This window comes from Nocardiopsis moroccensis (assembly GCF_055763695.1).
Genome location: NZ_CP199747.1, coordinates 2,338,475 through 2,362,071 on the forward strand (window position 1 = coordinate 2,338,475; position 23,597 = coordinate 2,362,071).

Annotated in this window: 19 protein-coding genes; 12 read left to right on the plus strand and 7 right to left on the minus strand. The window is 71.8% G+C overall.

From position 1 onward, the window contains the following. Nucleotides 1-32 precede the first annotated feature (32 nt). The 5 genes from ACUKCB_RS10435 (at nucleotide 33) to ACUKCB_RS10455 (ending at nucleotide 4,969) form a co-directional block, all read left to right on the plus strand. The gene (locus ACUKCB_RS10435; protein ID WP_473040316.1) at nucleotides 33-623 is read left to right on the plus strand and encodes an RNA polymerase sigma factor; all 591 of its coding nucleotides are present in this window, start codon (nucleotides 33-35) and stop codon (nucleotides 621-623) included. Continuing rightward, nucleotides 620-1,420, plus strand: a complete 801-nt coding sequence (locus tag ACUKCB_RS10440) for a zf-HC2 domain-containing protein (protein ID WP_473040317.1) — start codon at nucleotides 620-622, stop codon at nucleotides 1,418-1,420. Before ACUKCB_RS10435 ends, ACUKCB_RS10440 begins: the two co-directional genes overlap by 4 nt. Beyond that, nucleotides 1,417-2,304, plus strand: a complete 888-nt coding sequence (locus ACUKCB_RS10445) for an ATP-binding cassette domain-containing protein (RefSeq protein ID WP_473040318.1) — start codon at nucleotides 1,417-1,419, stop codon at nucleotides 2,302-2,304. Before ACUKCB_RS10440 ends, ACUKCB_RS10445 begins: the two co-directional genes overlap by 4 nt. Further along, nucleotides 2,301-3,809, plus strand: a complete 1,509-nt coding sequence (locus ACUKCB_RS10450) for a hypothetical protein (protein ID WP_473040319.1) — start codon at nucleotides 2,301-2,303, stop codon at nucleotides 3,807-3,809. Before ACUKCB_RS10445 ends, ACUKCB_RS10450 begins: the two co-directional genes overlap by 4 nt. A gap of 212 nt (nucleotides 3,810-4,021) precedes the next feature. Further along, a complete protein-coding gene (locus ACUKCB_RS10455; RefSeq protein ID WP_473040320.1) occupies nucleotides 4,022-4,969 on the plus strand; it encodes a DMT family transporter in 948 nt (315 codons plus the stop codon). 104 nt (nucleotides 4,970-5,073) lie between these two features. Here ACUKCB_RS10455 and ACUKCB_RS10460 read toward each other — a convergent pair whose 3' ends face one another. Beyond that, nucleotides 5,074-6,372 carry a class I SAM-dependent RNA methyltransferase gene (locus ACUKCB_RS10460; protein ID WP_473040321.1) on the minus strand — a complete coding sequence of 433 codons (1,299 nt, stop codon included), beginning with the start codon at nucleotides 6,370-6,372 and terminating at the stop codon, nucleotides 5,074-5,076. Nucleotides 6,373-6,600: 228 nt separating this feature from the next. Between ACUKCB_RS10460 and ACUKCB_RS10465 the strand changes: the two genes are divergently transcribed. Together ACUKCB_RS10465 and ACUKCB_RS10470 are read left to right on the plus strand one after the other, a co-directional pair. Then, nucleotides 6,601-7,287, plus strand: coding sequence for a potassium channel family protein (locus ACUKCB_RS10465; RefSeq protein WP_473040322.1), 687 nt, complete (start codon nucleotides 6,601-6,603; stop codon nucleotides 7,285-7,287). Then, nucleotides 7,280-7,984 carry a potassium channel family protein gene (locus tag ACUKCB_RS10470; protein ID WP_473040323.1) on the plus strand — a complete coding sequence of 235 codons (705 nt, stop codon included), beginning with the start codon at nucleotides 7,280-7,282 and terminating at the stop codon, nucleotides 7,982-7,984. The genes ACUKCB_RS10465 and ACUKCB_RS10470 overlap by 8 nt, the downstream gene beginning before the upstream one ends. Nucleotides 7,985-7,988: 4 nt before the next feature. Here ACUKCB_RS10470 and ACUKCB_RS10475 read toward each other — a convergent pair whose 3' ends face one another. Next, a complete protein-coding gene (locus ACUKCB_RS10475) occupies nucleotides 7,989-8,759 on the minus strand; it encodes a DUF3159 domain-containing protein (RefSeq protein WP_473040324.1) in 771 nt (256 codons plus the stop codon). Nucleotides 8,760-9,216: 457 nt separating this feature from the next. Between ACUKCB_RS10475 and ACUKCB_RS10480 the strand changes: the two genes are divergently transcribed. Both ACUKCB_RS10480 and ACUKCB_RS10485 read left to right on the plus strand, forming a co-directional pair. Further along, entirely contained in the window at nucleotides 9,217-10,410 is a 1,194-nt protein-coding gene (locus ACUKCB_RS10480; RefSeq protein ID WP_473040325.1) for a PBS lyase, read from the plus strand. Nucleotides 10,411-10,504: 94 nt separating this feature from the next. After that, complete coding sequence (locus ACUKCB_RS10485; protein WP_473040326.1) at nucleotides 10,505-11,272, plus strand: class I SAM-dependent DNA methyltransferase; 768 nt, start codon at nucleotides 10,505-10,507, stop codon at nucleotides 11,270-11,272. Between the two features lie 60 nt (nucleotides 11,273-11,332). On the opposite strand, the gene ACUKCB_RS10490 is transcribed toward ACUKCB_RS10485, so the two are convergent. Then, the gene (locus tag ACUKCB_RS10490) at nucleotides 11,333-12,589 is read right to left on the minus strand and encodes an MFS transporter (protein ID WP_473040327.1); all 1,257 of its coding nucleotides are present in this window, start codon (nucleotides 12,587-12,589) and stop codon (nucleotides 11,333-11,335) included. After that, entirely contained in the window at nucleotides 12,573-13,025 is a 453-nt protein-coding gene (locus ACUKCB_RS10495) for a DUF1428 family protein (RefSeq protein WP_473040328.1), read from the minus strand. Before ACUKCB_RS10495 ends, ACUKCB_RS10490 begins: the two co-directional genes overlap by 17 nt. Before the next feature lie 99 nt (nucleotides 13,026-13,124). Between ACUKCB_RS10495 and ACUKCB_RS10500 the strand changes: the two genes are divergently transcribed. The 3 genes from ACUKCB_RS10500 to ACUKCB_RS10510 all read left to right on the plus strand — a co-directional run bounded on the left by ACUKCB_RS10500 (nucleotide 13,125) and on the right by ACUKCB_RS10510 (nucleotide 16,436). After that, a complete protein-coding gene (locus tag ACUKCB_RS10500; protein ID WP_473040329.1) occupies nucleotides 13,125-14,414 on the plus strand; it encodes an SRPBCC domain-containing protein in 1,290 nt (429 codons plus the stop codon). A 70-nt stretch (nucleotides 14,415-14,484) separates the two neighbouring features. Beyond that, nucleotides 14,485-15,240, plus strand: coding sequence for an SDR family NAD(P)-dependent oxidoreductase (locus ACUKCB_RS10505; protein WP_473040330.1), 756 nt, complete (start codon nucleotides 14,485-14,487; stop codon nucleotides 15,238-15,240). A 77-nt stretch (nucleotides 15,241-15,317) separates the two neighbouring features. After that, a complete protein-coding gene (locus ACUKCB_RS10510) occupies nucleotides 15,318-16,436 on the plus strand; it encodes a ScyD/ScyE family protein (RefSeq protein WP_473040331.1) in 1,119 nt (372 codons plus the stop codon). A 341-nt stretch (nucleotides 16,437-16,777) separates the two neighbouring features. Here ACUKCB_RS10510 and ACUKCB_RS10515 read toward each other — a convergent pair whose 3' ends face one another. The 3 genes from ACUKCB_RS10515 to ACUKCB_RS10525 are packed head-to-tail and all read right to left on the minus strand — an operon-like array spanning nucleotide 16,778 to nucleotide 23,558. Next, the gene (locus tag ACUKCB_RS10515; protein WP_473040332.1) at nucleotides 16,778-17,278 is read right to left on the minus strand and encodes a flavin reductase family protein; all 501 of its coding nucleotides are present in this window, start codon (nucleotides 17,276-17,278) and stop codon (nucleotides 16,778-16,780) included. Between the two features lie 2 nt (nucleotides 17,279-17,280). Then, nucleotides 17,281-17,733, minus strand: a complete 453-nt coding sequence (locus tag ACUKCB_RS10520) for an acyl-CoA thioesterase (RefSeq protein WP_473040333.1) — start codon at nucleotides 17,731-17,733, stop codon at nucleotides 17,281-17,283. Further along, nucleotides 17,733-23,558 carry a type I polyketide synthase gene (locus ACUKCB_RS10525; protein ID WP_473040970.1) on the minus strand — a complete coding sequence of 1,942 codons (5,826 nt, stop codon included), beginning with the start codon at nucleotides 23,556-23,558 and terminating at the stop codon, nucleotides 17,733-17,735. The genes ACUKCB_RS10520 and ACUKCB_RS10525 overlap by 1 nt, the downstream gene beginning before the upstream one ends. Between the last annotated feature and the right edge of the window lie 39 nt (nucleotides 23,559-23,597).

Sequence of the window (23,597 nt, forward strand, 5' to 3'; positions counted from 1 at the left end):
CGTTCCGCCCCCGAGCCGCGATAGCACCCCACGTGAAGCTTCTCCGCCGTGCACGACGCCGTGCCCCCTCCTACGGACCGGACAGCACCGACCCGGTGCTGCTGTCAGCCGTGGCGGCCGGGGAGACCGACGCCCTGGAGATCCTGCACCGGAGGCACGCCCCCTGGCTGCGTACACGTCTGCGCTACCGCTGTTCCGACCCCGACCAACTCGACGCCGCCCTCCAGGAGACCTTCCTGGCGGTATGGCGCAACGCCGGTTCCTTCACCCCGCGCCCGGGCGACAACGACGCCGGGGCCTGGCTGTGGACCATCGCGATCCGCCAGCTCATCTCACAGCTGCGCAAACGCGCCAACCGGTGGATCGCCGACAGTGCCCCCGAACCGTACGAGACCATCGGCGACGCGTCCGCCGAGGACACCGTGCTGCTCAACATCGAGCACGGGCCGCTGGGCGCCGCCCTGCACGAGCTCTCCCCCGAACTGCGCTCGGCGATCCAGGCCACCGTGCTCGACGGCCTGACCGTGCGGGAGGCGGCGGAGATCCTCCGAATACCCGAAGGAACCGTGAAGACACGGGTCATGCGCGCCAAGGCGCGGCTACGGGAGGCACTGACCACATGAGCTGGCACCTGACCCACGACCAACTCCACCAGTACGCGACCCACACCGCCGACGACGTCACCGCCATGTCCGCGGAGGCCCACCTGATGAACTGTGCCCACTGCCGCGACCTGCTGCCCGCGGACGAAGCCTGGCTGGACCGGAGCTGGGCGAGCCTGCGCGACATCGTCGACCGGCCCCGCCGCGGCCCCCTCGAACGCCTGCTGTCCGTCCTCGGCCTGCGCGAGAACACCGCCAAACTGCTGGCGGCCACCCCTCAGCTCTACCGCGCCTGGCTGACGGCCACCGTGCTCGTACTCGCCACGGCCCTGACCGTCGCCTACGAGCTGCCCCGCGGCTCACTGCTGTTCTCCTTCACCGCACCGGTCGTCCCCCTGCTCGGCGTGGCCCTCGCCTACGGCCGGTGGGTGGATCCGGCCCACAGCCTGACCTCGGTGACCCCGTTGGCCGGCTACCGCCTCCTCTTCCTGCGGACCAGTGCCGTGCTGGTGCCGGCGCTGACCCTGTGCACCGCCGCGGCGGCCCTGATGCCCTCGACCTCGACCCTGTGGGAGGCGGTCTTCTGGCTGCTCCCCGCGCTGGCCATGGTCGCCGGCTGCCTGTCACTGAGCCGCTGGATGCCCCTGAGCCTGGCGGGTGGTCTCCTCGGGGCCGGATGGCTGCTCACCGTGGGGGCACTCGGCGTCGCCGAGGAACTCGACCCGCTGCTGCTCTTCTCCCCCACCGCCCAGTCGGGCTGGGCCGCGGCGCTCACCCTGCTGGCGGGCGCGATCCTGCTCCGGATGAGGACCGCATGACGGCGGACACGACGACGGCCGGGGTGAGTGTGCGCGGACTGGTCCGCAGCTACGGGACCCGCCGGGCCCTGGCCGGGATCGACCTCGACCTGGGGCCGGGGGTGACCGGGCTGCTGGGCCGCAACGGCGCGGGCAAGACCACGCTGCTGCGCTGCTTGGCCACCGACCTGGAAGCCACCGGGGGCGAGGTGCGTGTGCTGGGCCGCGACCCCGAACAGGCGGCCGACCGCACCGAGATCCGCCGCCGCATGGGCTACCTGCCGCAGTCACCCTCCTTCTACCCGCACTTCACCGTGTTCGGACTGCTGGACTACGTCGCGGTCCTCAAGGAGCTGGGCGGGCGCCGGGAGCGCCACGACGAGGTGCGGCGCGCCATGCGCAGGGTCGACCTGTACGACCGCAGGCACAGCAGGGTCCGCCGCCTGTCCGGGGGGATGCGCCAGCGCCTGGGCCTGGCCTCCGCCCTCCTCGGCGACCCCGACCTCCTCCTGCTCGACGAACCCACCATCGGCCTCGACCCCGAGCAGCGCATCCGGTTCCGCGACCTGGTCTCCGAGCTGGCGGCGCGCAGCACGGTGGTGCTGTCCACGCACCAGATCGAGGACGTGGCGGCCCTGTGCCGCCGGGTCCTGTGCCTGGACGCGGGCCGGGTGATCTTCGACGGCACCCCGGACGAGCTGCTCAGCCGGGCCAGGGGGCGGGTCTGGGAACAGGGCTCGCGTCCCGCCGAGGGCGTGACCTCCTGGCGGTTGGCGGACGGCCGCTACCGGGTGCTCGTACCGGAGGGCGCCGAGAGCCCGTACTCCACCGCCGGGGTCCCGGTGGAGCCGTCGTTGGAGGACGCCTACCTGCTGTTCACCGGCGCGCGAAGGGAGAGCCGTTGAGCACGGGCTCCACGTTCGGGCGGTTGACCCTGTTCAACCTCCGGCACCTGGTGACGAGCCCCGTCTTCCTCCTCACCATGCCCCTGACCCTGCTCGCCCCGGTACTGACGAGGCAGATGATGACTCTGCCGACGGTGAGCGGCTTCCACCGGTACTGCGTGTACCAGGCGTTGTGCGTGGCCGTGGTCATGTTCGTGGTCACGAGCTTCCCCGCGATCCGCGAGGTACGCCACTCGGCGGGGTTGGCGCTGCCTCTGTCCCCGCGTGCCCGCCTGCTGTCGTTGGCCCTGGCCGCGGTGGCGCTGGCCTCGGTGTGCACGGCGTTCCAGATAGCCGGGTACCTGGTACGCGTCCCGGTGCCGATAGCCGGGGTGCTGAGCCCGTACGCCGTCCCCGGTGTGATCGTGACGAGCTGGTTCGGCCCCCTGGCCGCGCTGGCCGCCGTGGTCTGGACGCGCTCCTTCGCGCCCCTGGTCACGTTCGTTCTGCTGATCCCGGCCTATCTGGTGTACACGTCCACGACCATGGGCAGGAGGGCGGACGTGATCGTCAACCGGGTGGAGACGGCCGCGCGCTCCGTGGTGGAGCCCCTGTCGGTCACCGTCCCCGGAGTGACCGCTCTGGCGGTGCTGTACCTGTTGCTCAACGCCCTGTTGGCGGTGCTCCTCCTGACGGTCGCCATGGCCCGTAGGGACGACGGCAGGGGCGTACGGCCCGTCACGGCGGCCGTGAGCGCGCTGCTGGCGGTGGTGATCGCGGTGACCGGAGCGCAGGCGAACCGGGCCTTCCCCTTCGACGCCGAGTTCTCGGTCGACCAGCTGCACGGCACGGAGACCGCCCCGTGCCAGGCCCGGGACGGGGTGACGTACTGCCCTCTGCCCGGCTACGAGTCGTGGGTGGAACACTGGCACGCCGCCCTGGGGCCCGTCGTCGCGGCGGCGCCCGAGCGCGTACGCTCCCGCGTGCTCACGGTGTGGCAGGCCGGGGGCAACATCCGCAGCTCCCTGCACTCCGACCCACCGGAGCACTCGATCATCGTGACCGAGTACTGGGACACGGAGATGGAGTTCTCCCGCGAGGACGTGTCCGTCGACGCCGCCGTGCTGCTCGTCGGCCTGCCCAAGGACCGTGAGGAGCCGTGCTCCGCGACCGGTCAGGCCAGGATGGCGGTGGGTGCCTGGCTGGCCTCCTCGGACGAGGAGCTCTCCCGGCGGAAGCGGATCAGCGTGGCGGACAGCCTGCTGACCCGGTTCGACTCCGACCCGGACGGTTTCGCCCTGGCCCATGCGCTCATCGACCTGCCCCGGGAGCGCGTCGCCACGGCCCTGGAGGAGCACTGGGACACCCTGACCGCTCCGGGCACCGAGCCGAGGGAACTCACGGAACTGCTGAACCTGCCCGAGCCGGGGTCCGCCGAGTTCCCCGAAGCGGACTGGCGGACGAGCATCTGGGCGGAGGAGGACGTGCTGCGCTGGGCGGAGTCCCCCTTCCCCACCTGTGGCTGAGCCCGCCCCCGGGCTCCGCGTCCGGTCACCTCGCGTTACCGTGGAGACGTGAACTACCACTGGCACAAGGTCCTTCCGCCGCTGTGCGCCTGATCGGGCGCACCGGCTGAACCACCGGAGAACCCGCGGCCCCGCCTGCGCGCGCCTGGGCCGGGTCCTTCGTGCGCCCGCCCTCGGACCAGTTCCCGACGCACGAAGACGAGAGCAAGCACGTGCCAGAGCACACCACCTCCACTGCCGCGGACCGGCCGTCCGCCCGTTCCCGCATCGCCCGCCTGGGCACCGGACCGCTGCCGGTCCTCGGCGCCGCCGTCCTGTGGGGCACCACCGGAACCGCCGGCTCCTTCGCCCCCGCCGAGGCTCACCCCGCCGCGATCGGCTCGGCGGGACTCGTCCTCGGCGGGGTCCTGCTGTTCCTGTTCGGCAAGGGGTCCACCGCGCTGGTGGTCGGCTCCGACCGCGGCACCCGCCGAATGCTCCTGCTGGGCGCGGTGGCGGTGGCCGGGTACCCGCTGGCCTTCTACCCCGCGGTCGCCAACGCCGGGGTGGCCGTCGGCACCGTCATCACCCTGGGCAGCGCACCCGTGTTCTCCGGCCTGCTGGCCTGGGGCGCGGACCGGGCCCGGCCCACCGCGCGGTGGCTGGTGGCGACCGTCGCGGCCGTACTGGGCTGTGCCGTACTCGTCCTGGGCCCGGAGTTCACCGGCGCCGAGAGCTCGGTGAACGTCCTGGGCGTGCTCCTGGCCCTGGCCGCAGGGTTCTCCTACTCCCTGTACGCGGTCATCGCCGAGAAGCTGATCCGGCACGGGCACACCTCCGGGGCGGTGATGGGCACCATGTTCGCGGGTGGTGGCCTCCTCGTGCTCCCCGTCGTGCCGGCCGCGGGTACCGCCTGGCTGGCCACGGTCAACGGGGCACTGGTCGCCCTGCACCTGGCCCTGTTCACCGTGTTCCTGGCCTACTGGCTGTTCGGTCACGGCCTGCGGCACACACCGGCCGCGACGGCGACCACCCTCAGCCTGGCCGAACCGGCCGTGGCCGCCCTGCTGGGCGTGGCCCTGGTCGGCGAACGGCTACCGCTGGTCTCCTGGTCAGGGCTGGTCGTGCTCGCCCTGGGCCTCGCCGTCCTGAGGGTCCCGCTCCCCCGCCGTAGGGGCTGACCGCGCGGGGGGCGCGGTCCCCGGCCGCGTGGCGGGCCACGGACGAGGAGAACGCCCGGGAGCGTACTCTTCCGGGCGTTCTCGTCGTGCTGGGACCGCAGTGCCTACTCGGTCTCGGCGGCCTCGCGGTGGCGGCGGGCCAGCTTGACCGGTTCGAGGACGGCCAGGCACTCGATGTGATGGGTCATCGGGAAGGCGTCGAAGGCACGAAGGTCCACCAGCCGGTAGCCGGAGCGGTCGAACTCGGCGAGGTCGCGGGCCAGGGTCGCGGGGTCGCAGGAGACGTAGGCGATCCGGCGCGGCTTCATGCCCGCGATCTTGCGGACGACCTCGACGCCGACGCCCGCACGCGGCGGGTCGAGTGCCACGATGTCGGCGCGCACGTCGGCCCACTCACGCATCTGCTTGACCACGTCGGCGCGCTCGACCCGGACCTGCGGCAGGTCCTTCAGGTTGTACTGGGCGTCCCGGACCGCGTGCTCGCCGTTCTCGACGCCCATCACGCGCCCCTCGGCGCCCACGGCCTCGGCGAGCGCACCGGTGAACAGGCCCGCTCCGCAGTACAGGTCCAGGGCGGTCTCGCCGGGCTTGGGCTCCAGGCCCGCCAGGACGGCCGCGCTCAGGGTCTCCGGCGCCGCCGGGTGGACCTGCCAGAAGCCGCCCGCGCCGACGCGGTACTCGCGGCCGGACACGTCCTCGCGCACGCCCTTGCGGCCGCGCACCGACTGCACCCGTCCACCCTTGAAGCGGCGCAGCACCGCGCTGGAGGCCTTGAGTTCGGGCAGGGCCCCGAGCTTGGCGGTGGTGGGGGTGACCACGACGGCGCGGTCGGCGCGGGTGGCGGAGGCCACGGCCTCGACGTCCTTGACGCCCTCCCACTCGACCTCGGTCACGCCGAGTTCGGTGACGCCGGGGTGTGCGATCAGGCAGCGGTCGACCGGTTCGATGTCGTGGGAGCGGTGGCGGCGCAGACCGGCGTTGCCGTCCTCGTCCACGGCGAAACGCACCCGGGTGCGCCAGCCCAGACCGTCAGGGGTGCCGGGCAGCTCCTCCACCTCGACCTCCCGGTCGATTCCGGCGATGCGGCTGAGCTGGTCGGTGACGACTCTGCCCTTCATCCGGCGCTGCGACTCCAGGGAGGCGTGCTGCCAGTCGCAGCCGCCGCACATCCCGGGGCCGGAGAACACGCAGGGCGCCTCGACCCGGTCCGGTGAGGCGGTGAGGACCTCGATGGCCTCCCCGCGCAGGAACCGGGTGGTCTGTTCGGTGACACGCACCCGGACCCGCTCGCCGGGCAGCGTGTGACGGACGAAGACGACCTGGTCGCCGTGGCGGCCCACACACCACCCCCCGTGTGCGACGTCGTCCACGGTCAGTTCGAATTCGTTGCCCACAAGGCTCATGGCGGCGTCCTTCGCTGGTCGGGTCGTGTGAAGGGTGACCCTGCGCGCACAGCCACCAACCAGCCCCAATCTACCGGCCCCGGAGCACCACACGTGCTGGTCCGAACACCGCGGAGCCGGGGCGGGCGCACGTGCGCGGGTGATGTGTGCCAAGGTGTAGCTGTCGGGGCATGTTCGACTACTCCGTGCCCCGGGTCGGACGGCGAGGTCGACGGGAGTGCGGTCGAGGTGCACATCGTGATCATGGGGTGCGGCCGGGTGGGTTCCACCCTGGCGCACACGTTGGTGGACCTGGGCCACTCCGTGGCGGTGATCGACCAGGACCCCGAGGCGTTCCGCAGGCTCCGTACCGCCGTGGCCAAACACTCCGTACGCGGTGTCGGACACGACCGCGAGGTGCTGCTCAGCGCCGGTATCGACCGGGCCGCGGCCTTCGCCGCCGTCAGCAATGGCGACAACTCGAACATCATCTCGGCCAGGGTGGCCCGGGAGGCGTTCGGCGTCCAGAACGTGGTGGCACGGATCTACGACCCCCGCCGCGCGGAGGTCTACCAGCGCCTGGGCATCCCCACGGTGGCAACCGTGCGCTGGACCGCCGACGCGATCCTGCGCCGGGTCGTGCCCGGTGACGACCGACTCGCCGCGGCACCCGAATGGCAGGACGCCTCGGGCAGCCTGAGCATGAACGAACTCACCCTGCCGGAGCGCTGGGCGGGTGAGACCGTCACCGCCCTGGAGGAGGACTCCTCGCTGCGTGTGGTGTATCTGGTCCGGGAGGGCCGCATCACGCTGGCCCGACCTCAGGAGAGACTCGCCCGGGCAGACGTGCTGCACGTGGTGGCGCACAGCCGGGAGATGGAGGGCCTGGTCGAACGGCTGGGTGGGCGGCACGAGGACGAGACGGGGCGTGGGTGAGATGCGGATCGCGATCGCGGGTGCCGGGAGCGTGGGCCGCTCCATCGCCACGGAACTGGCGGGCAGCGGGCACGAGGTCCTGCTGATCGACCGGGACACCCGGGCGATCGGCGTCGACGACCTGCCCCAGGTGGAGTGGCTGCTCGCGGACGCCTGTGAACTGGCCACCCTGGAGGACGCCCGGTTGGGCGACTTCGACGTGGTCGTCGCGGCCAGCAGCGACGACAAGGTGAACCTGGTCGTGTCCCTGCTCGCCAAGACCGAGTTCGGGGTGGACCGGGTGATCGCCCGGATCAACGACCCGGACAACGAGTGGCTGTTCAACGACTCCTGGGGAGTGGATCTGGCGGTCTCCCCACCCCGGCTGATCGCAGACCTGGTCGAGGGCGTCCCCGCGGAGGAGGACTACCCGGAGGAGGGCGCTCTGCCCCCGCTGCCGGGCGCGGAGATCGCCGAGTCGGTCCTGCACGCGCAGAGCCCGTTCGTGGGTGGCTCGGAGAGCGATCTGACGGGTGCGCTGCCGGAGGGGGTGGCGCTGGTCGCGGTGGTCGGCCCGGGCGGTGTGCGCCCACCGGACCCCGGGCGGACCCTGTCGGTGGGCAACACCGTGGTGTTCCTGGCCGAACCGGACGCGTTGGGCCCCCTGGAGGAGCTGTTGGGGCCGGTGGACGGGTCCGGAGCGGACGCCGGGAACTGAGCCCTCAGCGGTCCTCGGCCTGCTCTGCGGGCCCGGTCCGGGGCTCTTCGGTGTCCTGTTCCCGCTCCAGTGGGGTGCGGCCGCGGGCCAGCACCCACACCATGCCGGCGAAGGCGGCCACCTGGAGCGGCCATCCCATGGCGACCTTGGACAGGCCCAGCAGAGCGAAGGTGTCGGCCCAGTCGTTGGTGGCGGCGAGCCAGAGCGGATACTGGACCAGGACCCGGACGATGCACGGCAACACCAGCAGCCAGGTCAGCCTGGAGGCCAGCCTGACCACTGCGGGGTTGCCGCGCCAGGAGGTGAAGTCCTCCCTGTGTCCGATGAACGGGCCGATCATCAGGCCGATGGCGGGCCAACGCACCAGCACCGAGATGCTCAGCACCACCGCGTAGACCGCGTTGTAGATGATGCCGGGCAGGAAGGCGTCCTCGGCATTGCCGCTGCGCATCGCGAAGACGGCGGCGATACCGATACCGAAGAGGCTGGTGAGCACGTACTGCACCGAGGAGCGCTGCACCAGCCGGATGACGCCCAGGAGCAGGGCGGCTCCCACACCGAGCAGGATCGATGTCCGCAGTTCGGCGCTGAGGATGTAGGAAAGCGTGAAGGTGAGCGTCGGAACGGCCGCCTCGACCATGCCGCGCTTGCCACCCAGGGACTCGGCGAGCTTGGTCCGGACCAGGGCCTCGACCGTTCCCTCGGTGACGACGGGCTCGCCCGTTCGGTCCTCGGCCTGGGCCGCCTCGTCGGAGGCCCGCTGCTGCTCAGTCATCCCGCTCCCGGTCCGGTTATCGCTGTGGGGCCCGAGGGCCGCCGCCCATGATCCACCACCCTACGTGAGTCACGGTCGGGCACGCTCGGTGTTTCATCGACTTCCTTCGGTGACACGGAGTCGCTTTTCCGACCCTCGGGGTGGCGACCGCCACCCCCGAAGACCGCACGGACCGGCCGACCGGCCCCCGCCTTACCCGCAGCAGTGGATTTCACTATAAATTTTATAGCTTTCTTGCGGCATGCGAACGCCCGGATCCGGAGGTCGAGACCCGCGGTTTCTCCAATACTGCGCACTCAACACCCCGCAGAACAACGACCCCACCTGCCATAAGCAGCCTGACGTCGCGTTTCTTCCGAATCCTTGCGAAGAGTGACCGTCCAGGCCCCTTTGACAGCAATAAAGATTTATTTTCTTATAGTGATTGTCCTGATCCTCTCAACTTGGGAGAGAACGCATGACGATCCAGCACACCCCCACCGAGAAGTCGGGCATCACCGCCCACGTGCCGCCGAACCCGGCGCGCTACAACGACCCCGCGGAGTACATCGACTTCGCCCGGCCGATCGCCGAGAACTACCTCCCCTTCGACAGCCGCTCCAACGGCGACCTGGAGGAGGCGGCCTTCGGTGAGAAGACCGCTCTGGAGCGCGAGCGCGCCCTGTGGGAGCTGGCCGACCGGAGTTCGGTCCAGGCCCTGCCGACCATCGCACGGTTCCTCGACCGGGAGAGCGACTCCGCGGCCCGTCAGGGCGCCCTGTGGCTCGGCCTGAAGACCGCGGGCAACGAGGCGGTCGGGCTGTTGGAGGCGCACCGGGACGACGACGACCCCGAGGTCGCCGACTGGGCACGCATCCTGCGCACGGACGCCACCGGCCAGGCCGAGTCGAGGGTCTACACCTCGGCGCGGGTCGAGGAGACCGGCGGCTTCGACCAGACCGTTCCCCTGGTGATCAGCGGTAGCGTCATCGTCGACCTCCCCGAGACCGGTCCCGTGCGCGCGGTGCTCTCCCCCCAGTGGTTCGAGTCGCTGCTGGGCCGGGTCCTGGCCTCGACCAACGTCCAGACCATCCGGACCGACCTGACCATCGAGAAGCGCATCGAGGGCTTCAACGCGGACGGGTCCCCGCACCTGGAGATCTACCCCTTCCGCGGCACCTCCGTGCCGTACGGGGACCGCTACCTGGAGCACACCTACCTGTCCGAGACCCTGCGCCCGTACTTCCCGAGCGGGATCGTGGGCCAGGGCGAGCCGGTGGACGTGCCCATCGCCCTGTCCCGGGTCGCCATGACCAGCTTCGCCCGTCAGGGCGAGTTCGACATCGAGGGCTCCGGTGCTCGGGCGGACCGCCTGCGCGCCGCCGAGATGCCGTTCGTGGAGAGCGTCCGGGGACGTTACTTCGGCTGGGCCGCGGTGAACCTGGAGGCCACCATGGAGGCCGGCCGGGTCGAGGCGGGCCACGTGCAGTTGGGCAACCCCACCGACCCCGTCGCGGGTGAGCGCACCAACGCCCGCCTCTACGGCACCTTCCGCGGCAAGTCGGGTGACTACACCGGCGCCGGCCGGCAGATGACCCTCAACACCGAGAAGTGCCACGGCTCCCCCGACGGGCGCATCGACGTCCTGACCGAGGAGCAGGCTCGGGCCTGACCCTCCCGCAGTCACCCGCGCCGGGCGTGTGCCCGGCGCGGGTCCTTCCCATGCCCTGGCGCAAGGACATACGGACCCGGACGGGAGAACACAGATGACAGAGACCGCGGAGGCCCCCTACAGCGGACTGGCCGAGGTCTACGACCGGTGGATGGCGGCCGACCGCGTCCCCTACCGCACCTGGGCCGCCTACATCACCGACCGTTTCGCGGAGGCGGAGGCACCCGTGCGGAGGGTACTGGACCTGTGCTGCGGCACCGGGGTGACACTGGCGATGCTCCAGGAGCGGGGCTACGAGGTCACCGGGGTCGACGGCTCTGCCCAGATGCTCGCGCACGCGCGCCGACGAGCGGCCCCGGGCACCCGGCTCCACCGGGCCACCCTGCCCTCTCCCCTGATCGCCGGTACGGGCCCCTTCGACGGCGCCACGTGTTGCTACGACGGGATCAACTACCTCACCTCGCCCGGCCAACTGGAACTCGTGCTCGCCCAGGTCCGGGAGCTGCTCCGCCCCGGGGGCGTGTTCGTGTTCGACCTGAGCACCCGACGGGTCTTCCAGGAGATGGCTGCGCTCGGCCGTACGAGTGAGGACTTCGGCGACTTCACCTACCTGTGGGACACCCGGGCGGTGGAGGGAACCCCCTGCTTCGACTACCTGGTCACCGTGTTCGTCCGGGGGGAGGACGGTCGCTACACGCGCACGGACGAAACCCACCGGCAGCGGTGGTTCTCACCGCACGAACTGGAGGAGGCGGTCACCGCCGCGGGCCTGGAGCCGGTGCTCACCGACGACGACTACGGGACGGGAGAGCTCGGTGACGGCACCCTGCGCCAGACGTGGACGGTACGGCGCCCCCGCTGAACACGCCCGCGGCCCGGCCGTGCCCCGTGTCGGGCACGACCGGGCCGGAACCCGCCGGGGTCAGCGGGGGTCGGCTCCGCTGTCGGCCGCGGTGGCCGAACGCAGCTCCCTGTCGACCTCGGCGACCGAACGGTCGAAGGCCAGCACGACGGTGAGCACACCGCAGACCAGGACCAGGACCATGGCGATGTCCAGGGAGGTCCACTCGGCCAGCCAGCCGTACACCGTCGGTGAGAGGATGAAGGCACCGTAGGCGGGCATCATGATGGCACCGGCGACCATCCCGGTGTGGGCGGGCGCGATGCGCGAGGCAGCGCTGATCCCGGTGGGCTGGACCCCGGCGTTGGCCAGCCCCGCCAAGGTGAAGGCCAGGACCGACGCCCACACCCCGGCGCCCAGCATGAGCACCGCCCCGGAGAGCGCCATGCCCACTCCGGAGAGCAGGAAGGACATGCGCACACCCGCCCTGGCCACGAGCCAGGCGTTGCCCAGACGGCCGAGGAGCATGGTGAAGCTGAACATCGCGAACGCGGCACCGCCGACGACGATCGGGACGTCCATCAACTGGTCGACGTAGATCACCGCCCACACCTGGACGATGCTCTCCACCGCGATGCCGAGAGCGGTGATCGCGAAGATCACGCGGAACAGGCGGCTGTCGGCCATCAGCGCGCGCACGCCGAGGTCGGGGGCGCCGTCCCCGTCCGCCCCCTCCTCGGCGGGCTCCGCCTGCACCGGGTAGCGGACCAGGAAGGTGGCCACGAGGAAGGGCACCATCACCGCGGCGCTGACCGCCAGCACCCAGCGGTAGTCCATACCCAGGCTGAGCATGGCCCCGCAGCCCAGGGCACTGATGACGGTCCCGCCGCTGTTGACCGCGTACATCACGTTCATGACGCTGCGACCGGTGCCGTTCTCCAGGTCCATGAAGACGCTGTTGGTGGAGGTGTCGATCAGCGCGCTGGCCACACCCGCCAGGGCGAAGGCCAACAGCAGGCCGGGGACTCCGTCCGCCCACACCAGGACCACGAGCATGGCGATCATCGCCACCTGGCCCCAGACCGCGAGGTCACGGTTGCCGTAACGGCGGTAGAGGTACTTGGTGCCCAGAAGGGTCACCAGGGCGGTGATCGGCAGCAGGAGGTGCACCGTGCCGAACACGCCCTCGGTCAGGTCCAGGGCGATGATCACCTCCGCCCACATCACGGTCATGACCCCGATCGCGAGACCGAAGGCGAGGAACTGGCCTCCGGAGACCCAGGTCAGGGCACGGGTGCTGGAGGGCGGCCGGGTGGGCCGCTCAGGCGTGTTCTGCATGGTTGGGCTCCTTGTGGCTCCGAGGCTTCCACGCGGGGCGGGGCGCGGCGAGGTAGTGGCGGAACTCCTCGGAGTTCATCACGTGGTACAGCGAGGCGAACTCGCCCCGGACGATGCGTCGGATGTCGGTCATGGAGACGAGGGAGTCATAGAGCCTTTCCAGGTCGGGGTCGGCGTCGACCAGGGGCATGACCCTGTCGAAGTGGGCGCGGTCGTGGAAGTAGTTGAGCTCGACGTAGAGCGACTCGTCGGGTCGGACCTCGACCGCGTCCGGTATCGCGCCACAGCCGTACTTCGCTTCGGGGTCGGCGAGCTCGAACACGGTCCCGCCGATCGCTCCGTGTCGGACGAAGACCTCGATCGCCTCGTGGACGAGGTCGGCGAAGTCGTTTTCACGCCGGGTGGGAACTCGGTGCAGGAACCAGATGATGTACATGGAGCCGCCTCCGCTCGGGGCACGTGAGCTCTTTGCGGAATGAAGCTATAATAATAGATAGTATCCTGCAAGCATGTTCACCATTCAGCGAGAATCACCATGACCAACAAACGCGACTACGGCCAGTTCTGCGGACTGGCCACCGGTCTGGACATCGTGGGCGAGCGCTGGACCCTGCTCATCGTGCGCCAGCTCCTGATCGGCCCCGCCCGCTTCAACGAGCTCCTGCACGATCTGCCGGGGCTGGCGCCGAACCTGCTGTCGGAGCGGCTGCGGACGATGAGGGCCCACGAACTGGTCAGCGTCTCCCCCGCACCCGGGGACTCGCGCGGGAAGGTCTACCAGCTCACCGAGGACGGGCTCGGCCTGCGCGAGCCCGTCCTCGCCCTGGCCCGGTGGGGGTTGGGCCAGATCAGCAAGAAAAAGGAAGCGGGCCTCGGTGCGGTCCGGGCCGGCTGGGGCTTCCTCGCGATCCAGGCGATGACCATCCCGGAGATGATTCCGCAGGTCAGCGAGCAGTACGAGTTCCGGATCGACGACGAGGTGTTCGGGGTCCGGGTGGGCCGGGGCCGGGCGGAGTTCCTCCGCGACCCCCTACCCCCGTCCGACCTGACGATCCACAGCTCGGCGGAGACCTTCGTGCGCGTGGGGACCGGGATGCTGACCCCGTTCGAGGCCCTGGCCACGGGTGACATGCGCGTGGAGGGTCCGGCGGAGGCCGTCCAACGGTGCAGCCGGATGCTCGGCCTGATCGAGGGGGAGCCGGACCGCCCGGCACGCGGCCAGCACGCAGTGTTGAACACTATTGCTATAGATGATTATAGTGATCTCGCTGACGACCGAACACGGCACGATCCCACCCCGAAACAGGGGCCGCCCCGGAGGCAAGCGATGACCGATCAGAAGCTCTACTCGACAGTCGCCCAGGACCGGACCTCGATGCGCCTGGTCCGGCGGTTGCCCGCGCCTCCGGAGCGGGTGTGGGACGCGTGGACCCGCAACGAACTGCTCGCACTGTGGTTCGGCCCCGCGGTGAGCGGCGAACCCGGCCCCGACAACCGTTTCGTGCTGGAGGGGCGCGGCCGGCACGGCGACACCATCACCTGCCAGGTGCTCTCCTGGAAACCGCCGCACCAGCTGGAACTCACCTGGCGCTACACCGGCGAGAACGACTCCAGGGTGCGCCTGGACCTGTCTCCGGCGGGCGATGGACAGACCGAGTTCACCCTCGAACACCGGGGGCTGGCCGACCCCGTCGACTACGCCGCCGGCTGGCACATGTACAGCGACTCGCTCGACGCCTACCTCACCGGCCGCCCGCCGCTGGTCGACTCCGACGCGCGCTACTCGGAGCTGCTTCCCGAGTACACCAGGGCCGCGCAGGGCTGATCCCGGCCCGCCTCTTCCTCAGTGCCCGGCCCACCCCCCTGACCCCCCTTCCAGGCGAGGAGAGACAAGCATGCCCGACGACACGACCGACGAATCACGTACGCCCCAGGCCGACGGGGCGGAACGGACCGCCCTGGTGACCGGCGCCGGACGCGGGCTCGGCGCCACCCTCACCGCGTTCCTGTGCTCCCGCGGATGGACCGTGGTGGCGACCGCCCGTTCCGGTGACGAGCTCACCGCACTGGCGGACAAGCTCAACGCCGACGGCCCGGGGCGGGCCGTACCGGTGGTCGGGGACGTCCTCGACCCCGACCACCGCACCCGTCTGGTGGCGGAGGCCTCCGCCTGGCCAGGCTTCGACCTCCTGGTGAACAACGCCGCCCTCATGGGCATGAGCCCGATCGCCCCGCTGATCGAGGCGGACGCCGGCGTCTACCGGCGGGTGCTGGAGACCAACGTGGTCGCCCCCCTCGCCCTGATCCGGGAGGCGGCCCCGCACCTGGGCCCCGGTTCGCTGATCGTCAACATCTCCAGTGAGGCCGCGGTGGAGGCCTTCCCCTGCGGCGGGGTCTACGGGGCCAGCAAGGCCGCCATGGACCAGGCCGGACGCATCCTGGCCCTGGAGCTGGCCGAGGCCGGCGTCGGGGTCGTGGCGGTGGACCCCGGTGACATGGGCACCCGGATGTACGCCGAGGCCGAACCCGGCGCCGATCTGTCCGCGCTCCCCAGCCCCGAGAGCACCCTCCCCTTCTGGAACTGGCTCCTGGGCCGGCGCCCGGCCGAGGTGACCGGCCGCCGCTTCACCGCGCAGAACCACGTCGGCTGACCTTCCCCCGATGTGGCGGGGCCGAAGCCGAGCCCCCGCTCTCCCTCCCCCACGCCCGAACCCGACCGGAGTCTGCCATGCCCTTGTCAGCAAGACCCGCGACCCGTCTGGCCGCGGTGGCCGTCCTCGCCGCGGCCCTGCTCCCCGTCGGCCCGGCCACGGCCGCCGAGGAAGTCCGTGACCTCAGTTCCCAGGCCGAACTGGAAGTCGTCCACGAAGGCCTCGACAACCCCCGCAAGATCGTGTGGGACCCCCGGCACCAACGCCTGCTGGTCGCGGAGGCCGGCAGCGGCGGGGAGGGGCCGTGCGCACCGGGTGTGGGGGGCTACCCGGCCTGTTACGGCCCCACCGGGGCGATCTTCTCCCACACGCCGGCCACGGGCGCCTCCACCCGCGTCGCGGTGGGGCTGCCCTCGGTCGACAACGAGGTCTCGGTGATGGGGCCCCACGGTGTGGACGTGTACCGGGGCCGGATCCACGTGGCGTTCGGCCTGGCCGGAAGCCTGTCCACCCGCGACGGCATCGGCGACCGGGCGCTCCCCCTGGGCCAGGTCGCCAAGGTCGGTCCGAGCAGACGCGTGGCCCCCTACGGTGACCTCGCCGCGTTCGAGGAGGAACACGACCCCCACGAGGTGGAACTCAACTCCAACCCCTACGGTCTCGCCGTGGGCCCCTCGGGGACCGTCGTCGTCGACGCTGGGGGCAACACCGTCCTGCGCGTGTCCGAGGACGGCCACGTGGAGATGCTCGCCCTCATCCCGGACCACGAGGTGGACGGCGGCACGGTCGAGGCCGTGCCGAGTGCTGTCGTGGAGGGCCCCGACGGCGCCCACTACGTGAGCGAGTTCAGTGCCGAGCAGGAGACCGGGACCGCCAGGATCTGGCGGCTGCCCGAGGGCGGGGAACTCGAACTGTACGCCGAGGGCTTCACCGCCGTGAACGACATCGCGTTCGACCACCAGGGCCGGCTCGTCGTCCTGGAGATGGCCGCACAGGGGCTGGAGTCACCCGACCCCACGGGCCGCCTCGTCCGCGTCGAACCGGACGGTACACACGTGGTGCTGGCCTCCGAGGGGCTGGCTCACCCGGGTGGTGTGGCCCTCGCCCCCGACGGGGACTTCTACGTCACCACCCGCTCCTGGGACCTGGTCGCCGAAGGGCCCGGACAGCTCGTACGGATCAGCACCGACGCCTGAGGGGCGGGTTCCGCGGACCGCTCCCCATCGGAGCGGCCCGCGGAACCCTTTTCCACGATGCCGCCACCTTTCCCTCCCCGGAACGCACCCGAAGCGGAGAACGGCGGCCCGGAAAACAGCGGCCCGGGAAGAAACGCCTCCTGCCCGAGCACGGACGTGTTTTCCGGGAAGCAGGCGTGTTTTCCGGAAAACGGAGGGGCGGAAACGGAATCCGCCCCTCCGGTGATCCCCGATGTTTTCCCGGAATTTCGCATGGATTCTGGCTTTCGGCGGGAAAGCGCCACCAACCGTCCGGTGGACGCGGGAACGCGGATTGGCCCGGGATCACCCGGGCGCCGGCGTCAGTCCGCGGTGTCGGCTGCCGGTACCGGGCGCAAACCGTGGAAGGCGCTGTCGTGGAACAGCAGGGCCGACCGGTCCGCGCCCGCGTCCGCGTCGAGCACGGCCGCGAGGAAGACGGAGTGGTCGCCGGCCGCCACCTCCCGGACGACCTCGCACTCCAGCCAGGCCAGGGCCCCGGTGATCAGCGGCGCGCCCGTGCACGGACCGTGACGCCATCCCAGGCGGGCGAACTGGTTCCAGCCGTGCGGACGCCGGGGATCGGCGAACCGGCGTGCGGCCTCCTCCTGGTCCGCTGCCAGGATCGACACCGCGAAGCGGCCCCCGCCGGAGAGCGTCCCGTGCATGCGGGCAGTGCGGGAGACACAGCACAGCACCAGCGGCGGGTCGAGGGAAACCGAGGAGAAGGCGTTGGCCGTCATGCCGTTGGGGCGGTCGCCGCCGACCGTGAGCACGGTGACCCCGGTGGCGAACGCGGACATGACCCGGCGAAGGTCCACCACGGTCAAACCACAGCCCCCCGTGCCTCGGGGAGCGCGTACGGGGCGAGGGCCTCGCGCAGCTCCCGGGGGACAGTGGCGGGAACGGTCCCGTTGTTCGGGCCGCGCATGCAGGCGACGCGTTGGCGTCCCCGCGCCACGAGCGGCCCCTCCCCGTCCGTACCGAGGCGGACGTAGTCGAAGGCGAACTGCACCTGGGTGCGGGTCAGCTCCTCCAGGCGCATCCGGACGGAGATCTCGTCGAAGGCGGTGATCTCGGCGAGGAACTCGCAGTCCACCCGGAGCGTGAAGAGCTTGAGGTCGTCCCGCACCTGCGCCAGGACGCCCGGGGCCCGGTCCCGCAGGAACATCTCCCGACAGCGCCCCTGCCAACTCAGGTAGTTGACGTAGTAGACGTTGCCCACGAGGTTCGTCTCCTCGAAACCGACCGTGTGCCGGAGCTCGTAGTAGTCCGCCATCACCCCTCCTCTCCGTGCAGGACCGCGAAGACCACCGGTGAGGGGTCCCCGTGCAGAGTCGTCGTCCACGTGGCGATCCGGGCGCCCGCACAGGTGAACACGGTCCACCCGTGCTCGCCGACCGTGCCCAGGAGCAGGGAGCGGCCCGGCTCGCCGGCCTTGCGCAGGCACTCCAGCGCGCTCCACACCCGGGTGGCGGCCGTATCGGGGGCCTCACCCATCTCGGTCGCCACCAGGTCCCGCAGCGGCAGGAGGTCCGTTCCGAGCAGGTCGGCCCAGGCCGTTTCGGAGCGCCGCACCACGGCTTCCACGTCACAGGCCAGGCGCTCCGGTCCGACCACGGCCAGCGTCACCCCGGCCCCGTGCGAGGCCGAGACCCGCGCGCCGTCCACCTCGGGACGGCCGTCCGGCCGGTAGTGCACCCGGACCGGGCGGTTCAGCGCGCGGCCGACGGCGAGCGCGGTGCGGTCCCTGCGGTCCCGGACCCCCGTTCCCGCCCCCGGGGGATCGGGGTCCACGACCACCGTTCTGGTCCCTCCGAGTACGTGTTCGAGACAGCGTTCCAGGTGCGGCCCGAGCAACGGGGGGATCCACGGACCGGCTCCGCCGGTCGCTCGGACCACACGCAGCCGCAGCCCCTCCCAGCGTTCGACGACCATGCCGGAGAGGTCGCGCAGTTCCAGGTCGTAGACGTGGGAGTCACCGTCCTGGAAGCGTTCCTCGGCACTGAGCGACAGGCGGGCGCCGCCCTCCCCGCGCGGGACCGGGACGATGCGGTCCACGCTCTCGGGCAGCAGGGTCCCGTCGGGGACGCAGACCTGGAGGGCGTGCATGGCGGCGTCGCGGGCCCCGGGGTCGGCGAGGGACCGGTCCTGGGGCATGAAGGTCCCGAACCAGTCGTCCCGGGCCTCGGCGGACAGGTCCGCGACCGCGTGACGGGCGCCGACCCGGTGGTAGGAGAGCAGGCGCTGGAACCTCTTCCCCTGGAAGAGCAGGTCCCCGTAGAGCTCGGAGGGCTCGACCGGCACCCGCGGCAGGAGGGCGGGCTCCGATGCCGCTTCCCCGGACGGCCCGAACCGGGCCTCCTCGCCGGGCCAGCACAGGCGCGCACTGAAGTGGTCCGCGCCGTAACCCGTCTCCTCGCTACGGATGACGACCTCCACGCTCTGCGCGTCCCGCACGAGTGCGGCCACCCGAATCGTGGTCGTGCCCCCGGGACGGACGGCCACCGGGCGCGGGAACCGCACCGACTCCAGGACGGGGGTCCCGGTGTGCCCGCTCACCGCGGCGGCGACCTGCGCCATCGCCTCCATCCCGACGACGGCGGGGAAGAGCAGGTCGCCGTCGAGCCGGTGGTCGTCCAGGTAGGGGTCGTCGGACGGGGAGAGCACGGCTTCGGTGACGAGCTCCACCCCGGGATAGTGGACGAGCACCCTCTCGGTGAACCGCCCGAGGGGGATCTCGGTCCGCTCCGCGGAGAGGGTGGGCAGGGCTCCGGTCCTGCCGCCGACCACCAGGACGGGTCCCGCGCTCCGGTCGGTGAGGACCCGGTGCAGGATCCCGGTCCCCTCCTCCACCGAGATCGGGGTGACACCGTCGCGCATCAGCGTCTCGACGACGCCCATCCGCTCCCCCATGCCGGCCCCGGACCACACCGACCACTCCAGGGCCAGGACACGGGTGTGCGGGTGCGCCTCGCCGTACTCCACGACCGCCTCCGTGAGCCAGTCGTTGGCCGTCGAGTAGTGGGCCTCGCCCCGCATCCCCGCGCGCCCGATGATGCTGCCGAAGGCGACCAGCAGGCGGAGCCGCTCGGGGTCCACCGCGCCGAGGACCGTCTCCAGCCCTTCGGATTTGGGGGCCAGGGCGTCCCGGAACACGGTTTCGGAGAGGCCGTGCAGGGCCTGCGGTTCGTTGCGGCCCGCCCCGTGGAACACGGCGGTGATCGTGCCCAACCGTTCCTGGAGGCCGTCGACCGCCGCACGGACCTCGTCCGGCCGGGTCACGTCGGCACGGGCGTAGGCGAACCGGACCCCGGCCGCGGACATCCGCTCCAGGTTGGCGGCGAGTTCGGCGTCCTCCTGCGGGGCGCGGCCCAGCAGGGCGAGCGCGGCCCCGTACTCCCCGGCCAGGGACAGGGCGCACTCCGCGGTGATCCCCTTGCCCCCACCGGTCACCAGGACGACGTCCTCGGCGCCCAGAGGCGCCTCCCCCGGTACGGGGTCGGTCGGGAGCACGCGCAGGACGGGCACGCTGCGCCTGCGGTCGGCGTCGTACCGCACCTCGGTGAACGCCGTCGTGGCGGCGGTCTCGGCGACCACGAGGCGCACCGTTTCCGCGAGGTCGGCCGCGGAGTGGGGCTCGGGGTCGCTCAGTGTGACCACGGTGGTGACCGCGCCGGGGACCTCCTGATGCAGGGTCCGGGCCACACCGGCGGCGCCGCGGCGGCCCTGGACCACCACGAACCGTGTTCTGCCTCCGGCCGCCACGGCGGCGCGGGCCGCGTCGAGGAAGGTCCCGACGAGCGCGGGACCGCCCCTGGCGGGGAGGCAGAGCAGGGTTCCGGAGCCGAGGGCGGACAGGGACCTGCGCAGGGGCTCGGCCAGGGGGTGGCCGGGCGGGGCGTAGACCCGCCACTGCCCCGCCGCGTCGTCCGGGGGCGAGGGCTCGGGGGGCGGCCCCGCGGCGACGTGGGCGACCTCGAAGGCGCGCACCCAGGGGGCGAGGCCCGGCGGCTCGGGGGGTTCGGTGGCGTCCGCGGGGGTGCCGGCGAGCCGGTCGATCATCTCGGCCAGCTCACCCAGGGTGGAGGTGGCGTATCCGCTGACGGCCTCCAGCGGCGGCAGACCGAGGTGGCGGGTGACCTCGTTGACCAGTTGGCCGACGGTGATGGAACTCAGGTGGAGGTCGTCGAGCGGCCGGGTGTCCGCGCCGACCGTGGACGGGGGGAGTTCGACCCGCGCGGCCATCCGTGCGCGCAGCAGCTCCAGGGTGTCGGCCCCGGCGCCGTCCACCGTGCCGGTGTCGTCCACGGGTACGTTCGCTGCGGGCTCGGTGCGCCCCAGAACGGTTTCGGGCGCCGCTTCGCAGGGGCTGGCCAGGAAGCTGAAGTCCTGCGGCGGGCGACGGAGCAGCCGGCCGGTGAAGAGCACCCGTACGTCCACCGGTGCTCCCAGGACGTAGGCGGCGGCGACCGTGCGCAGGAAGGGTTCCAGGGAGGGGGCGTCGGTGTCGACGGCGACCGTGGGAACGGCGGGGGCGGTCCCCGCGGCCAGTCCCGCCAGCACCTGCCCGGGACCCACCTCCACCAACAGGTCCGCGTCGCCGGACAGGCGCGAGAGCGCCTCCTGGAAGCGGACCGGCAGGACGACCTGGTCCCGGAGCAGCGCACGCAGGTCGGTGTCGGGTCCGAGTTCCTGACCGGTCACCGTGGAGACGGCGCCCGGGGCCGGAGGTCCGAAGGCGGTCCTGTCGAGTTCGCGGCCCAGTTCCTCGGCCGCGTCGGCCACCAGCGGTGAGTGGAAGGCGTGGGAGACGGGCAGCCTGGTGGTGCCGATCCCGGCGGCGCGGGCCCGGTCCCCGACCCTGTCCACGGCGGCGGCGGGGCCGGAGACCACCGTCTGCCGGGGGCCGTTGTAGCCGGCGACGACCAGTTCCGGTTCGTCCTCCAGCAGGGCCGCGGCCATCTCGGGGGCGCAGGCCAGTCCGGCCATGGACCCGTCCGGGCGTCCCGACCGCGCCATGGCCCGTCCCCGGGCCGCGGCGAGTTCCAGGGTCCTGTCCGCGCTCAGGGCTCCCGCCCAGTGCAGGGTCGTCAGTTCCCCGAGGCTGTGGCCGGTGGCTCCGTCGGCTCGGATTCCGAGGTCCGCCAGCACGCTCAGCGCGGCGAGGGAACCGGAGACGATGCGGGGCTGGGCCACCTCGGTGGCCACCTGGTCCCCCTCCTCGGGCAGGTCGGCCGCGGCGAGGATCCGGTCCGCCGCGGTGAAACGCCTGCGGAACGCGCCGCCCCCGCCGGTTCCCGATCCCTGGCCGGGGAAGAGGTAGCGGATGGACGGCGCGGTGCCGCGGTGCGCCAGGAACAGGCCTGCCTCGGGGGCGATGATCTCGGTCTCCCCCTCGTCCAGGCGCTCCAGCAGGGTGCGCGCGCCCCGGTGCGCGGCCTCGGGCGAGGCGGCGACCACCGCGGCGCGTGCCGGACGGCCTCCGGTCCGGTCCGCGAGTGAGGCCGCCAGGTCGGTGAGTTCGGCGTAGGACAGCAGCGGCAGGACCTCGACGAGGTCCGCCAGGTGCTGGCGGACCTCGTCGAGGTCGGCGCCGTCCACGACGAGCAGTTCGACGTCCTGGCGCCCGGCCACCAGGGCTCGTGCGCGGGAGGTGAGGCCGGTACCCGGCCGGTCCGCGGCGGCCTCGACGGTGACGTGGGTGTTGATGCCGCCGAACCCCATGGCCGAGACCCCGGCGCGTACCGGCCGCCCCTGCGGCCAGGGCAGGGCGCGGTCGGGCACACGCAGCGCCGACGACTCCTCCAGTACCGGGTGCGGGTCGTGGTGCCCGGTCCCCGGCGGGATGACCCGGTGGTGCACCGACAGGACCGCCTTGATCAGGCCGGCCACTCCGGCAGCCGCCTTCGTGTGGCCGATGTTGGCCTTGAGCGAGCCCAGCGCCGCCGGTGGGGCGTCGGGGGCTGCGGCGCCGCGGACCCCGGAGAGGGCGAGGAGTTCGGTGGCGTCACCCAGCGCCGTACCGGTGCCGTGCCCCTCGAAGTAGTCGACCGTGCCGATCCCGTATCCGGCTCGCGCGTAGGCGCGTTCCAGGGCCAGGCGGTGCCCCTCCTCCTCCGGCCGGGTGATGCCGCCCCGGCCGTCGGAGGAGACCCCCCAGCCGGTGATCAGGGCGTAGGGGCGCCGTCCCTGGGCGATCGCGTCCTCCTCGCGGAGCAGGACCACCGCTCCCGCGCCCTCCCCTGGCCAGAACCCGTTGGAGCCCTTGTCGTAGACCCTCATCTCGCCGGTGGCCAGGGCTCCGTTCCTGGCGAAGCCGACCATCTCGAAGGGGTCGATGGACAGGTCCACCCCTCCGGCGATCGCGGCGTCCAGGTCCCCCTGGGCCAGGGCGGTGGCCGCGGTGGCGACCGACAGCAGCGAGGAGGAGCAGGCGCCGTCCACCGTGTAGCCGCCGCCCGCGAGGTCGAAGTGGTTGCACACCCTTCCGGCGATGGTGTTGGAGAGTCCGCCGGCCAGGGTGTCCTCGTCGACGCGCGGGAACGGTTCCTTGTAGGACTTCTCGAGCTCGGTCAGGAAGCCGTCGACTTCCTCCTCGCCCCAGCCGTGGCCGAGCAGGGCCGCCGACACGGTCCTGCGCACGTAGGGCCAACGCAGCCGCAGGGTGTTCGCCCGGGAGAACTCCCCGGTGAGGCTGTTGCCGATGACCACACCCGTGGTGCGGCGCGGCAGCCCCTCCCCGGAGGGGTACCCCGCGTCCCGGAGCGCGCGGTCCACCGTCTCCAGGGCGAGCCAGTGGGTCATGTCCGTCGAGCGGAACGAGGACCCTGACACACGGTAACGGACCCGGTCGAAGGAGAAACCGCGCAGAACCGCGGCCTTGCGCGCGTAGAAACGGTCCTCCGCGGCCGGGTCCTCGGACCAGTAGTCGGCCAGGTCCATCCTTTCCGAGGGGATCTGGCGAAAGGCTCTGCGCCCGGCGAGAACATTATCCCACAAATCAGAAGGAGTGCTCGCGTCCGGATAACACAGACCCATGCCGACAACAGCGATACGAACGGCTTCCAAGACCCACCCCACACTTAATTGATCTAAAACCATCAATCATTACCAAGCATGGGATACTGGGATAAAACCGTC